The following is a 12,964-nucleotide window of genomic DNA, read 5'->3' as shown; positions in this document are numbered from 1 at the left end:
CCCCGAAGGTATTTTGAACAGAAGCGAGGCAGGGGCGCGGCGCGTTCCCCCCTCGCTTCTGTCGTAAATACCTTGCGGGGGTGAAGGCGCGCAGCGCCGAGGGGGCCGCACAGGCCCCCTGCCGGCCCTTCAGCGGGTGGGGACCGGCGTTTCGCCGCGATAGTCGTAAAAGCCGCGACCGGTTTTGCGACCCAGCCAGCCTGCCTCGACATATTTGGTCAGCAGCGGGCAGGGGCGGTATTTGGTGTCGGCCAGCCCGTCATGCAGCACGTTCATGATCGCCAGACAGGTGTCCAGCCCGATGAAATCGGCCAGCTCCAGCGGACCCATCGGGTGGTTAGCCCCCAGTTTCATGGATTCGTCGATGGATTTGACGTTCCCCACGCCTTCATACAGCGTATAGACCGCCTCGTTGATCATCGGCATCAGGATGCGGTTGACGATGAAGGCGGGGAAATCCTCGGCGCTGGCGGCGGTTTTGCCAAGCCGTTCCACCACGTCGATCAGCGCCTTGTAGGTGGCGTCATCGGTGGCGATGCCGCGGATCAGTTCCACCAGCTGCATCACCGGCACCGGGTTCATGAAATGGAAGCCCATGAATTTTTCCGGCCGGTCCGTGCGCGAGGCCAGACGCGTGATCGAGATGGACGAGGTGTTCGAGGTCAGGATGGTTTCCGGCCGCAGATGCGGCAGCAGGTCTTCGAAAATGGCCTGTTTGACGGTTTCGCGTTCGGTTGCCGCCTCGATCACCAGATCGCATTGCCCCAGATCGGACAGTTGCAGCGTGGTCTTGATCCGCCCCATCGCGCCGTCCTTGTCGGACTGGCTGATCTTGTCGCGGCTGACCTGACGGGTCAGGTTCTTGTCGATCAGCGCCATGGCCTTGTCCAGCGCCTCGCGCGAGATGTCGGTCATCAGCACGTCGAACCCCGCCAACGCGAAAACATGGGCAATGCCGTTGCCCATCTGACCCGCGCCGATCACGCCCACCGATTGCACTGCCATGTCACGTCCCTTTCCTCGTTTCGCGGAAACGATAGGCATAAAGCGGGCGGGCGTTCAATGGCAAAGGCGGCAAAGAAAAACCGCCCGCAGCCGGGGCCGCGGGCGGTTTCATCAGACGTGTCGTGTGATCACAGCTTTTCGGTCAGCGCGGGAACGGCTTCGAAGATATCCGCGACCAGACCGTAATCGGCGATCTGGAAGATCGGGGCTTCTTCGTCCTTGTTGATGGCGACGATGACCTTGCTGTCCTTCATCCCTGCCAAATGCTGGATCGCGCCCGAGATCCCCAGCGCGATATACAGTTCCGGGGCGACGACCTTGCCGGTCTGACCCACCTGCCAGTCATTGGGCGCATAGCCCGAATCGACCGCCGCGCGCGAGGCGCCGACAGCGGCCCCCAGCTTGTCGGCCAGTTTTTCGACCATGGCAAAGTTTTCGGCACTGCCGACACCGCGGCCACCCGACACGACGCGCCCGGCCGAGGTCAGCTCGGGGCGGTCGGATTCCGCGACTTTGTCCTCGACCCAGGACGACAGGCCGGGGTTGGCACCGGCGGCGCCGGTATCGACGCTGGCCGCGCCGCCCTGACCGGCGGCGTCAAAGCTGGCGGTGCGGATGGTCATGACCTTTTTGGCATCGCCCGATTTGACCGTCTGGATGGCGTTGCCGGCATAGACCGGGCGTTCGAACGTGTCGGCATCGACCACCTTCATCACGTCTGAAATCACCATCACGTCCAGCAGCGCGGCGACGCGCGGCGCGACGTTTTTCGCGCTGGCGGTCGAGGGCAGCACGATATGGCTGTAATCGCCCGCCATGGCGACGATCAGGTCGGCCAGCGGTTCGGCCAGCCCATGGGCATAGGCCGCGTCCGAGACGCAGACCACCTTGGCCACGCCGTCCAGCCCGGCGGCCTCGGCGGCGGCGCCTTCGCAGCCTTCGCCCGCGACCAGCACGGTCACATCACCCAACTGGCTGGCGGCGCTCAGCGCCTTGGCGGTGGCATCCACGGCCAGTTCGTTGCCGTTCTGGACCTCAGCAATCAGAAGAACCGACATTACACGACCCCCGCTTCTTTGAGTTTCGAGACCAGCTCATCGACCGAGCCGACCTTGATCCCGGCCTTGCGGCCCTCGGGTTCGGCGGTGTTGACGACCTGAAGGCGCGGGGTGGTGTCGACGCCGTAATCGGCGGCGGTTTTCTCATCCAGCGGCTTTTTCTTGGCCTTCATGATATTGGGCAGCGAGGCATAGCGCGGCTCGTTCAGGCGCAGATCGGCGGTGACCACGGCGGGCAGCTTGACCTCGATGGTTTGCAGGCCGCCATCCACCTCGCGCGAGACTTTGGCGGTTTCGCCCGCGATCTCGACCGTGTTGGCAAAGGTCGCCTGACCCCAGCCCAACAGCGCGGCCAGCATCTGGCCGGTGGCGTTCATGTCGTTGTCGATGGCCTGCTTGCCGGCGATGACCAGCCTGGGCTGTTCTTCGTCGATGATGGCTTTCAGGATCTTGGCGACGGCCAGCGGTTCGATGTCAGTGTGAACATCATCGGCGGCCACGACCAGAATGGCGCGGTCGGCACCCATCGCCAGCGCGGTGCGCAGCGTTTCGGCAGCCTGCTTGACCCCGATCGAGACGACGACGACCTCTTCGGCTGCGCCTTTTTCCTTCAGGCGGATGGCCTCTTCGACGGCGATTTCGTCGAAAGGGTTCATCGACATTTTGACGTTGGCAAGATCAACACCCGATCCGTCCGCTTTCACGCGGGCCTTCACGTTATAGTCGATCACGCGCTTGACGGGCACGAGAACCTTCATGCGTGCTCCTCCTTCATGTGGTTGCGTCATCTCGTTCAGGGGCAGAGTTAACCGGCTGTGGATGGCTTTTGCCAGCAGAAAATCGCCGCAACGCGGCGTCGCAAGCGATGTAAGCGCTAACGACTGGCGCCGGGCACCCACAGGATATCGGCCGCGCCCCCGTCATTGGTCAGCCGTGCTGCCACGAACAGCCAGTCCGACAGCCGGTTCAGGTATTTCACCGCTGCCGGGTTGGCATCGCCCTGCGCGGCCAGTTCGGTCGCACGGCGTTCGGCGCGGCGCGCAACGGTGCGGGCCAGATGCAGATGCGCCGCCAGCGCGGTGCCGCCGGGCAGGATAAAGCTGCGCAGCGGGGTCAGGTTGGCATTCATGGTGTCGATCTCGGCCTCCAGCCGGTCGACCTGTTCGGGGATGATGCGCAGAACCGGATATTCCGCCTGATCATCCGCCGCCATGTTCGGGCGTGACAGGTCGGCGCCAAGGTCGAACAGGTCGTTCTGGATGACCGATAACTGCCCGGCCAGGTCGCCTGCGGCATGAAGCCGGCACAGACCCAGCGTGGCGTTCAGTTCATCCACGGTGCCATAGGCCTCGACCCGCGGGTCATGCTTGGCGACGCGGGTGCCATCGGACAGGGCGGTGTCGCCCTTGTCGCCGGTGCGGGTATAGATCTTGTTCAGAACCACCATCAGCGTGCCCTCAGCCACAGAAACAACAGGATCAGCGCAATCGCCACGGCCTGCGCGATGATGCGCCAGCGCATCAGCCGGTTGCCGTTGCGGCGGTTGAAATCGCCGCCCGCGCCAAAGCCGCCAATGCCGGTCGCCAGGATCGCCACCACCGCAAGGCAGGCAATCACGACGATATAGAAAAGTGGTTTGTCCTGCATCTCAGCCCCCTCGCGCTGGTCGGACCTTAGCTGCGGCGCGCGAACCAGTCCAGTGCCCGCCCCGGCAACAGCCGCCGCCCGATCGCCGCCGCCCATGTCGGCGTGGTGACGAAATAGCGCGCCCGTGGCCGCCGTGCCTCAAGCGCGTGCTGAATGCGCCGCGCGACGGCCTGTGGCGGCAATTCGAACCGGTCCTTGCCACCGGGCTGATACAGCCGTTTCAGCAGGCTGTCGCGATATTGCGCGGCGCGGGGGCTGGCCTGCCAGTCCACCCAGCGTTCGAAATGCGGGATCGAGTTTTCGCGGATGCGTGACGTGACCGGCCCCGGTTCGACCAGCATGATATGAATGCCGGTGCCGGTCATTTCCAGCCGCAACACATCCGTCAGCCCCTCAAGCGCGAATTTGGTCGCGACATAGGGGCCGCGCCACGCAATGCCGACCAGCCCCAGAACCGAGGAAATATTCACCACCCGCCCGGCCCCCCGGCTGCGGAAATGCGCCAGCGCGCGGCAGGTCAGGTCATGGGTGCCAAACAGGTTGACCTCGAAAATGGATCGCAGGGCATCGGCGGGCATATCCTCGACCGCGCCGGGCAGGGCGAAGGCGGCGTTATTGACCAGTGCGTCCAGCGGCCCGGCGGCCAGCACCTGATCCATCGCTGCGGCAATGCTGTCGGGCCGCGACAGGTCCAGCGTGACCGATTCCATCGCCTCGGCCCGGCGCGCGGCGCTGTCATCGGGGTGGCGGCAGGCGGCCACCACCTGCCAGCCCCGGTCGCGCAGCCAATGCGCCGTGGCCAGCCCGATGCCCGATGAACAGCCGGTGATCAGCACCCGGCGCGTCTTTGTCTGGTCCATGCCGCCGCCTCTTTTCTGTCTGGCGCTGCTATAGCGCAGCGGGCAGACGGCGTCATTGCCGTTTGCGCTGGACGCAAGCGGCGCGGCGCAATATCCATCGACCCATGTCGCAGAACACGCCCGAAGACCCCGACCTGACCCCGCAGCCCTCGCAGACCGTGCGCGAGCCGCTGTCGCGCGCCATTGGTGAACGCTATCTGACCTATGCGCTGTCCACGATCATGAACCGGGCGCTGCCCGATGCGCGTGACGGGCTGAAGCCGGTGCATCGCCGCATCCTGTTCGCGATGCGCGAACTGAAGCTGTCGCCAACCGGGGCGTTCCGCAAATCGGCCAAGATTTCGGGCGATGTGATGGGGAATTATCACCCCCATGGCGATGCCGCGATTTACGACGCCATGGCACGTCTGGCGCAGGATTTCGCCATGCGTTACCCGCTGGTCGACGGGCAGGGGAATTTCGGCAATATCGACGGCGATAACCCCGCCGCCAGCCGCTATACCGAGGCGCGTCTGGCGCTGCCCTCGGAATCGCTGCTGGAAGGGCTGGCCGAGGATGCGGTCGATTTCCGGCCCAATTATGACGGCACTTTGACCGAACCGGTGGTCCTGCCGGCGGCCTTTCCGAACCTTTTGTGCAACGGGGCCTCGGGCATCGCGGTGGGGATGGCGACCAATGTGCCGCCCCATAACCTGCACGAGGTCATTGACGCCTGCCTGCATCTGATCAAGACCCCGGATGCGCGCGACGACACGCTGGTCAGCCTGATCCCCGGACCGGATTTCCCGACTGGCGGGGTGCTGGTCGAAAGCCCTGAATCCATTCGCGAATCCTATCGCACCGGGCGCGGCAGCTTCCGCCTGCGGGCGCGTTGGCAGCGCGAGGATCTGGGCCGTGGCCAGTGGCAGGTCATCGTGACCGAGATCCCCTATCAGGTGCAGAAATCCAAGCTGATCGAACGTCTGGCCGAGCTGATCCAGACCCGCAAGATCCCGATTCTGGCCGATGTGCGCGACGAATCCGCCGAGGATATCCGCATCGTGCTGGAACCCAAAACCCGCATGGTCGACCCCGATCAGCTGATGGCGGCGCTGTTCAGGGTCAGCGATCTTGAGATCCGGTTCAGCCTGAACATGAACGTGCTGATCGACGGGCGCGTCCCCAGGGTTTGCAGCCTGAAAGAGGTTCTGCGCGCCTTTCTTGACCACCGCCGCGACGTGCTTTTGCGGCGATCAAACCACCGGCTGGACAAGATCGCCCGCCGGCTGGAGGTGCTTGAGGGCTATCTGGTCGCCTATCTGAACATCGACCGCGTGATCGAGATCATCCGCCACGAAGATGACCCGAAATCGGTGATGATGGCCGAATTCGGCCTGACCGATATTCAGGTCGAGGCGATCCTGAACATGCGCCTGCGCGCCCTGCGCAAGCTGGAAGAAATTGAATTGCGGGCCGAACGCGACAGCCTGATGGCCGAACGCGACGCCTTGCAGGCCATGCTGGCCGATGACGCCGCGCAATGGGCGCGGATCGCGCAGGAATTGCGCGATGTGCGCGGCCTGTTTGGCCGCAGCGCGCCGGGCGGGATGCGCCGGACCGAGATCACCGACAGCGTGGATGTCCAGCCCATCGACATGGATGCCATGATCGAGCGCGAGCCGATCACCGTCATCCTGTCCAAAATGGGCTGGATTCGTGCGATGAAGGGCCACCAGCCGCTGGATGCCGAGGTCAAGTTCCGCGACGGCGACGGCCCGCGCTTTGCCCTTCATGCCGAAACCACCGACAAGCTGATGATCTTTGGCGCCAATGGCCGGTTTTACACCCTGTCGGCGGCCAACCTGCCCGGTGGGCGCGGGCTGGGGGAACCGGTGCGGCTGATGGTCGACCTGCCCAACGAAGCCGAGGTGATCGACATCTTCCCGTGGCGCGAGGATCAGCAATATCTGGTCGCCTCGAAGGACGGTAACGGCTTTGTGGTCAATGCTGCCGATATTCTGGCGCAAACCAAGACCGGTAAACAGGTGCTGAACGGCGACGCGCTGCTGTGCCGCCGGGTCGAGGGCGATCACGTCGCCACCGTTGGCCAGAACCGCAAAATGCTGGTCTTTCCCTTGTCCGAACTGCCGGAAATGGCGCGCGGCAAAGGGGTGCGGCTGCAAAAATTCAAGGATGGTGGCCTGTCGGACGCGCGCTGCATCACCCTGTCGGTCGGCCTGTCATGGCAGGACCCGGCCGGACGCACCCGCAGCGAAACCGACCTTGGAGAATGGCTTGGCAAGCGCGCCACAGCCGGGCGCATGGCCCCGCGCGGCTTTCCCCGCGACAATACCTTTGGATGATGTGACGGGGCTAAAGGAACACCGTGGTCCCCCTTTCGCGGCGGTCTTTTCGTCTTGGCAGGGAAGGGGGGCGCTGCCCCCATCGGCTGCGCCGATTTCCCCCGGGATATTTGGGCCAGGGTGAAATCCGCTGCACCCGTGTGCGACGCCAGGCCGCCCATCCCCATCAGGATGCCACACCCGCGTCGAATACCCCCTGCCGCTGGCGGCATTTGATCCGCGCAGCGACAGGGGACAGGTCTTCACCTTGGGCGGTCATCGGCGTCCCCGCCTGTACCGCCCCTCACAGCTAACGCGAAAACCTTTCATCTTGGTTAAAATATCCCCTCCGGAGGCATAATCTGGCAACCCTTTGACCGCAATAGATTTTGCGCCTCACCTATGGCGTGCGGATGTGCATGTGTGCGGTGTGTGAGGCACAGATTTAGCCGGAGCCACATGAGGAATGGAGGCTCTGATGGGATTGGCGAATCATGTTTACCGGCGCGGTGCGACCTATGTCTGGCGGCGCAGGTTGCCCGGCGGGGCGGATGGCGGTGGGGTGATGCAGGTCAGCCTGCGGACCCGCGATCCGGAGACGGCGCGGCGCCTGGCGGCCATTGTCACGGCCCAAAGTGCCGCTATCTTCAGGGATATGGCGAAGAAGCGGCTGACACCTGCCGAGGCCCGGGACCTTTTTGATCGTGTCGTTCGGGAAGAATGGCAACGGATTGAGGCGAACCGCCCGCTGTCGCACCTTGGCCTGGCAATCCCGGCCCCGCCGATGCCGAAAGAGTTGGCGCTTGAGCTGCACGGGCGGGCGCTGCTGGCGGCGCTGCGCCACGGCGACTATGACGCGGAGGACCTGGCGCTGCTGGAGCGCAGCCGCGACGGCGACAATGTCGATATGCACGACGCGGCGGCTTTGATCTTCTCGCATGAATCGGCCGCCCATGCCGCGCCGTTTCTGCACGCGCATGAGCGGGGCTTTGCGGAACAGGTGGTCTCACAGGCCCTGCGCCGGGCGGATGCGGTTGAGGATGATGAGCTGCTGGCGGCCTATCGGGTGATCCTGACCGCGCGGGCCGCCGCGCTGTTGCCCGCGCAGAAGCTGAGCATCGAATCCGCCGCCCGGATCAAACCCGCTGATGCGCTTGACCCCGATGCGGCGCAGATCCCGCGCGCGTGGTTTGAGGAAGGGGCAGCGTCCCGGGCACTGTCGACGGCTTTACTGCCCCCCGGTGCGGACCCAGCGGAAGATGCACAGGCCGGGGATGCGAACCTGCCGGACCCCGACTGGTTTGCCGTCGCCGCGCGCGTCATGGAGGTGCAGCGCGACGACGCGGTCACAGAAGCGCAAATCCGCCAGACCCGGCAAAGCGCCGAGCTTTTTGCCCTCATCACCGGGATCAAGGATGTCCGAGATATCCGCCAGCATCATCTGTCGCAGTTTGTGGACACGATGCGCAAGCTGCCCAAGACCTTTGGCCGCAGCCCGAAGGACAAGCTGCGCTCCATTTCCGCGACGATCAAACGCGCGGCGGAGCTTGCCACAGAAGAGCGCGGGTTCACCCCGGCCACCAGCAACCGGCATCTGACGACGATCCGGCGCATCATCACGCGCGCCGGTGGCGAGGGGATCGCGGTTGACCGCTTCCTTGATTTTACCACGCTGAACCGGCGCGATACGCGGCGCGCCCGCGACAAGCGCGCAGCCCTCAGCCTGACCGATGTGCGGGCGCTGTTCCGGCATCCGGTGTTCACGGGCTGCGCCTCAGCCAAACATCGGCGCAAGCCCGGTGCGGTGATCCTGCGCGACGGGCTTTACTGGATGCACATTCTTGCCGCCTATAGCGGCGCGCGGCGCGAGGAACTGGCGGCGATGGAGGTCGCGGACCTGCGCCAGATCGACGGCATCTGGTGCCTTTCCTTCCGGCCAAACGGCAACCGGGCGCATCTGAAGACGCCGCAATCCGTGCGCGATGTCCCGCTGCATGAGCATCTTATCGAGCTTGGCTTTCTCGATCACATCGAGGGCCGTGACCCGGATCAGAACCTGTTTTCCGAGCTGAAGAAGAATTCGGCGGCGGGCGGTTTCGGGGCGTCAATTGACTATTTGTCCCGCGAGATCTTCACCGATCAGCTGGGCACGGATCGCGGCAAGAAGAGCTTTCACAGCTTCCGCCATTATGTGACCGATCAGCTGCGCCAAAACCCGGCTGTAAGCCAGGCCGTCTGTTACGACATTCTGGGCCACGCCGGCGCCACGGTCGAAGACGAGGTCTATGGCAGCACGGCACCCCTGCGCGCCATGCAAGAGGCCATCAACAGCCTTCCCCGCATCTTCTGAGACTGCGCGCTGAGGCGCGATCCGGGGGTGTTTCTCCCACCTTCATCGTCTCAGCGCCCCTCGGATTTACGTCACCCCCCTGCGCCAGAAAGGAGCTTTTCCATGTTTGCGCCTCACCCCTTGAACCACCGTCACCCCGCGCCGATCCGGGCAACAGGTACCGGAACCGGTGCGCGATACCGGAACGGAGATCCGCGTTTGGGGGAGGATCAAAAGCAAGTCTCCTCGTTGTCCCTGCATTCCTGCGGAAGTGCGGGCCAACGAGACTTGCGAGGGGCCAGCCCCTTCGAACCCCGGATACCTGTTTGCGTCCCGCGCAACAGGTCAGGCAGGAGGATAGGCGCGGCATCTGGGCGCGCTGCTGGGGGTGCCCGTCATCGCGCTCGATATCGGGGCGGCGCAGGGCGGCACCTTCGCGCTGACCGGCACCGAGCGCGGCTGGGGAACAGCCCATGCCGGGCGGCTGGTGACCGAGTTCCTGCGCATGGGCATCGCCAATCCCATCGTCATCATCGACGAGATCGGGCGCGCCGGCTGCGCAAAGAATCGAATTCAGCACCAAGAGCTCCGACAAGCATCTTCCAGCCCGCATCAGAGACCTTTTTCCCTCGTGTTTGGAGGAAGTCACAGTAGGCATCGACGCACTCGTTATAGAAGCCTTCCCAAGCTGCATAGCTCAAAACAACGAGCGCCTTTGACTGAACACCCATAGGATCAGCTGTAGACGATGGAGTTCCGAATAGCCTTTTGATTTCCGACAACTCTCGGACTCGGATCGACCTCGCCGCATCGATGTCGTCGAAAAAATCGTCAATTGTTTTGGGCATCCGGATCGAACCACTTCGCGCCGAAAGGAACGCTTCGCTGAATTCTTGTGGTGCCCCGCATTACTGCGCTGCTCAAATCTACCACGATCTGGTTCATCCAAAAGCTCGCGATCTTGGCCCGAATGAACTTATCAGCATCAGGTTTGGCAGCGAGCACCTCTCGGTTCTTCGCAAGTCCAACGCATATGACTTCCAAGGCTCGGAGTGAGAACCTCCTGCCGCCTCCGACGCCATCGATGCGTTCTTCTGCGGGCAAGAGTGCTTCGTCGCCTCCCATATTTCGTAGGGTATCAATAACCCAGTTCACCATTTCGATTGCTTCGTCCTGGCGCCCGCTCTCGATTACTTCAAGAATTCCTGTGCTCAGGTATTCTTCGATATCCATCTTTGTAGAGTATTCAACCATGGTGTGGACTATTAAACGCACGAGATACTCGAGGTCGCGCTGCTTCTGGTGCTGTTCACTGGTCACACCGAATAGCGCCTGAACCTCTTGCCGGCCGGCGATATCCTTGAGCTTCTGCGTGAAATCTTCGTCAGCCAAGACCATGGAGCAAGTGCGGACTTCCTGTTCATTCGCATAGGCGCCACCACGGTTGAGGCGCTGGAACAAGTCATACTTGGTCTTCGGGTCACTCGGGTGTTTTAGAATCTCGAAGTCGAGCCTGGCACGCCGAAAGAATAGCTGCATAGACTTTTCGAGAGTTGTCTCACCAGCGTTGATCGCGTCCCATGCAACCCCCTCGAGGCTCGGAAGATATTTCGTTCCAGCCAAGATGCTTCTCTTGGTTTCGCCAGGGTTGTAGACATCCCGGAGTAGGCCCATGAACTCGAGAATGGTCGACACACGTTGAAGTCCGTCTACAAGTTCCCATGTGCCCTCATCTGTCTCGAAGACGAAGACGGGGGAATGGGAATTCCAATCAAAATCGATTCAACAAAGGTGGATTTCTTCTCCAAGCTCCAGCGATGGAGCCGCTGGAAGTCGGGGAGAATATTCAGTTCCTCCGACGAATACATCGTCGCGACTTCGCCAATGGTGATCTGCACGCGGTCTGTATTTACAGTGCGCTTGGCGGTGTCGATCTCAGCCTTGAGCATGGAGCATACCCTTTTCATTCATGCCAATTGTAGACCTACGCGGTAGCGGTTTGCCAGCCCCCGTTGGGATCATGTTGGAAGTTCAAGATGCGTGATGTCCGTTCTTGCAATTGTTGGCTGATCCCTTCGCAGCCGCGGAGAATGACCGCTCTCCGCCCGTTACCGCATCTTAGCCCCCCCTGTGACTCAGCAAACTGGAAACTAGCCACCTTGATTTTTTCGCGTCGCAGTGTCACACATCGCGCCACAAACAAGTCGATGGCGACAGCTAAGCTATTGCTTTGATTGGGGCTTGAAGATGTGCCTCCGGCTATCCCCGCCGGAGGCAAAAAAAGACGCCGCCCGAAACATCGGACGGCGTGTCGGTCAGTGGGCGGCCCCTCAGCTATAGAGGTTTTTTACCCCGATCCGGGTATGGATGCTGTCCGTCTGCGACTGGTTCAGGCCCAAAGCCTGCGCCAGCGCGTGCAGGTATTCGGCCTCGGCCTGACTGTCAAAGTCGATGGCCATCAGCGACATCATATAAACCTGCGATTCCAACCCCTTCGGCACCTCGCGCGCAAGGGCTTGCGGGTCGATCGGGGCGGCCATCTGGTCGCGGATGAACTGGCGTTCTTCCTCGTCGATATCATCCCCCAGATGGCCGATCAGGCGCTGTTTTTCGGCGTCGTCAATCTTGCCATCCGACTTGGCCGCCTGAATCATTGCTTTCAGCATCAGCGCGGCGACGGCATTCTGTTCCGGGGTAGGCAGCACCTCGGGTTCGTCCTGTTTGATCAGGGCGTCGTTGAACAGATCGCCAAAGCTGCGGTCATTGCTGGGCTGCGAATCTTTTTGCGCCAGATCTTTCTGGCCAGCGCCGCCCCCCAGCAGGCCACCCAGCAGACCGCCCAGACCGGCCCCCGCTGCCGCACCGCCAAGCTGGTCAAGGATACCCCCCAACCCGCCCGAGGCCGTGCCGCTGCGGTCGGGCGAATGCTGGCCGCCATAGGGGCTGCCGCTGCCCGCGCCGGTGCTGCGCCCGCCCAGAACCTGACCCAGCATATCGCCAAGCCCGCCGCTGCCGGTCTGGCGCGACCCGGCGCTGCCAGTGTTATTGCCCAGAAGATCGCCAAGGATCCCGCCGCCGGTGGTATGGCCCCCGGTCTGGCCGGTGCCGGTCCCGCCATTTCGGTTTTTCATCACCGTTCCAATGCCCTTGGCCAGCATCACGCCTGCCGCGACGCGGGCCAGAGTTTTCATCATGCTCATCGTCATTCCCCTGTATTTTCGCCGTCATTTCCCGGTGACGGCCACACTCGGCAGGCTAACGCGACGGCAATCGGCGGGGTTCCGTGCCACAGCCGTGCAATCATGCAATGCGTGGCCTTGATTTTTCCCGAATCTGCTTATAAGTCGCGGCGGATGCTGAACGGGGCCGCCAGCCACGCCCCGACGAACAGGAGGCCCTTATGGCAAAGGCAAAGTTTGAACGGACGAAACCGCACGTCAACATCGGGACGATTGGTCACGTTGACCACGGCAAGACGACCCTGACGGCAGCGATCACCAAGTATTTTGGTGACTTCAAGGCTTACGACCAGATTGACGGCGCGCCCGAGGAAAAGGCACGCGGGATCACGATTTCGACGGCGCATGTCGAATATGAATCCGACACCCGTCACTATGCCCATGTGGACTGCCCCGGCCACGCCGACTATGTGAAGAACATGATCACCGGCGCGGCGCAGATGGACGGCGCGATCCTGGTGGTGAACGCCGCTGACGGCCCCATGCCGCAGACCCGCGAACACAT

General features: G+C 62.8%; 13 protein-coding genes. 3 read left to right on the top strand and 10 right to left on the bottom strand.

Annotated elements, in window-relative coordinates; all coding sequences use genetic code 11:
• Positions 1–129: 129 nt before the first annotated feature.
• The 6 genes from ACFXP9_RS09775 to ACFXP9_RS09750 form a co-directional block, all read right to left on the bottom strand.
• Positions 130–1,005 carry a 3-hydroxybutyryl-CoA dehydrogenase gene (locus ACFXP9_RS09775; protein ID WP_397208209.1) on the bottom strand — a complete coding sequence of 292 codons (876 nt, stop codon included), beginning with the start codon at positions 1,003–1,005 and terminating at the stop codon, positions 130–132.
• 128 nt (positions 1,006–1,133) lie between these two features.
• The gene (locus ACFXP9_RS09770; protein WP_397208207.1) at positions 1,134–2,063 is read right to left on the bottom strand and encodes an electron transfer flavoprotein subunit alpha/FixB family protein; all 930 of its coding nucleotides are present in this window, start codon (positions 2,061–2,063) and stop codon (positions 1,134–1,136) included.
• The gene (locus ACFXP9_RS09765; RefSeq protein WP_397208205.1) at positions 2,063–2,821 is read right to left on the bottom strand and encodes an electron transfer flavoprotein subunit beta/FixA family protein; all 759 of its coding nucleotides are present in this window, start codon (positions 2,819–2,821) and stop codon (positions 2,063–2,065) included. Before ACFXP9_RS09765 ends, ACFXP9_RS09770 begins: the two co-directional genes overlap by 1 nt.
• A 116-nt stretch (positions 2,822–2,937) precedes the next feature.
• Positions 2,938–3,510, bottom strand: a complete 573-nt coding sequence (locus tag ACFXP9_RS09760) for a cob(I)yrinic acid a,c-diamide adenosyltransferase (protein WP_397208203.1) — start codon at positions 3,508–3,510, stop codon at positions 2,938–2,940.
• Complete coding sequence (locus ACFXP9_RS09755; protein WP_397208201.1) at positions 3,510–3,710, bottom strand: twin transmembrane helix small protein; 201 nt, start codon at positions 3,708–3,710, stop codon at positions 3,510–3,512. The genes ACFXP9_RS09760 and ACFXP9_RS09755 overlap by 1 nt, the downstream gene beginning before the upstream one ends.
• A 26-nt stretch (positions 3,711–3,736) precedes the next feature.
• The gene (locus ACFXP9_RS09750) at positions 3,737–4,570 is read right to left on the bottom strand and encodes an SDR family NAD(P)-dependent oxidoreductase (RefSeq protein ID WP_397208199.1); all 834 of its coding nucleotides are present in this window, start codon (positions 4,568–4,570) and stop codon (positions 3,737–3,739) included.
• Between the two features lie 104 nt (positions 4,571–4,674).
• Between ACFXP9_RS09750 and parC the strand changes: the two genes are divergently transcribed.
• Together parC and ACFXP9_RS09740 are read left to right on the top strand one after the other, a co-directional pair.
• A complete protein-coding gene (gene parC, locus ACFXP9_RS09745; RefSeq protein ID WP_397208197.1) occupies positions 4,675–6,912 on the top strand; it encodes a DNA topoisomerase IV subunit A in 2,238 nt (745 codons plus the stop codon).
• Positions 6,913–7,357: 445 nt separating this feature from the next.
• Complete coding sequence (locus ACFXP9_RS09740) at positions 7,358–9,241, top strand: DUF6538 domain-containing protein (protein WP_397208195.1); 1,884 nt, start codon at positions 7,358–7,360, stop codon at positions 9,239–9,241.
• Between the two features lie 509 nt (positions 9,242–9,750).
• Here the strand turns inward: ACFXP9_RS09740 and ACFXP9_RS09735 are convergent.
• The 4 genes from ACFXP9_RS09735 to ACFXP9_RS09720 form a co-directional block, all read right to left on the bottom strand.
• Positions 9,751–10,068: an MAE_28990/MAE_18760 family HEPN-like nuclease gene (locus tag ACFXP9_RS09735; RefSeq protein ID WP_397208193.1), complete on the bottom strand. Its 318-nt coding sequence runs from the start codon at positions 10,066–10,068 to the stop codon at positions 9,751–9,753.
• Positions 10,052–10,915, bottom strand: coding sequence for a hypothetical protein (locus ACFXP9_RS09730; RefSeq protein WP_397210177.1), 864 nt, complete (start codon positions 10,913–10,915; stop codon positions 10,052–10,054). Before ACFXP9_RS09730 ends, ACFXP9_RS09735 begins: the two co-directional genes overlap by 17 nt.
• A gap of 14 nt (positions 10,916–10,929) precedes the next feature.
• Positions 10,930–11,169 (bottom strand): DUF262 domain-containing protein, encoded by a 240-nt coding sequence (locus ACFXP9_RS09725; RefSeq protein ID WP_397208189.1) that lies wholly within the window; start codon positions 11,167–11,169, stop codon positions 10,930–10,932.
• Between the two features lie 381 nt (positions 11,170–11,550).
• Complete coding sequence (locus ACFXP9_RS09720; protein WP_397208187.1) at positions 11,551–12,420, bottom strand: tellurite resistance TerB family protein; 870 nt, start codon at positions 12,418–12,420, stop codon at positions 11,551–11,553.
• A gap of 200 nt (positions 12,421–12,620) precedes the next feature.
• Between ACFXP9_RS09720 and ACFXP9_RS09715 the strand changes: the two genes are divergently transcribed.
• Positions 12,621–12,964: GTP-binding protein (locus ACFXP9_RS09715; RefSeq protein ID WP_397208185.1), on the top strand; the 344-nt coding region annotated here is incomplete at its 3' end.

This window comes from Paracoccus jiaweipingae (assembly GCF_044335505.1).
In the GTDB taxonomy this organism is placed as follows: domain Bacteria; phylum Pseudomonadota; class Alphaproteobacteria; order Rhodobacterales; family Rhodobacteraceae; genus Paracoccus.
This window is presented reverse-complemented; position numbering and strand designations above follow the sequence as displayed.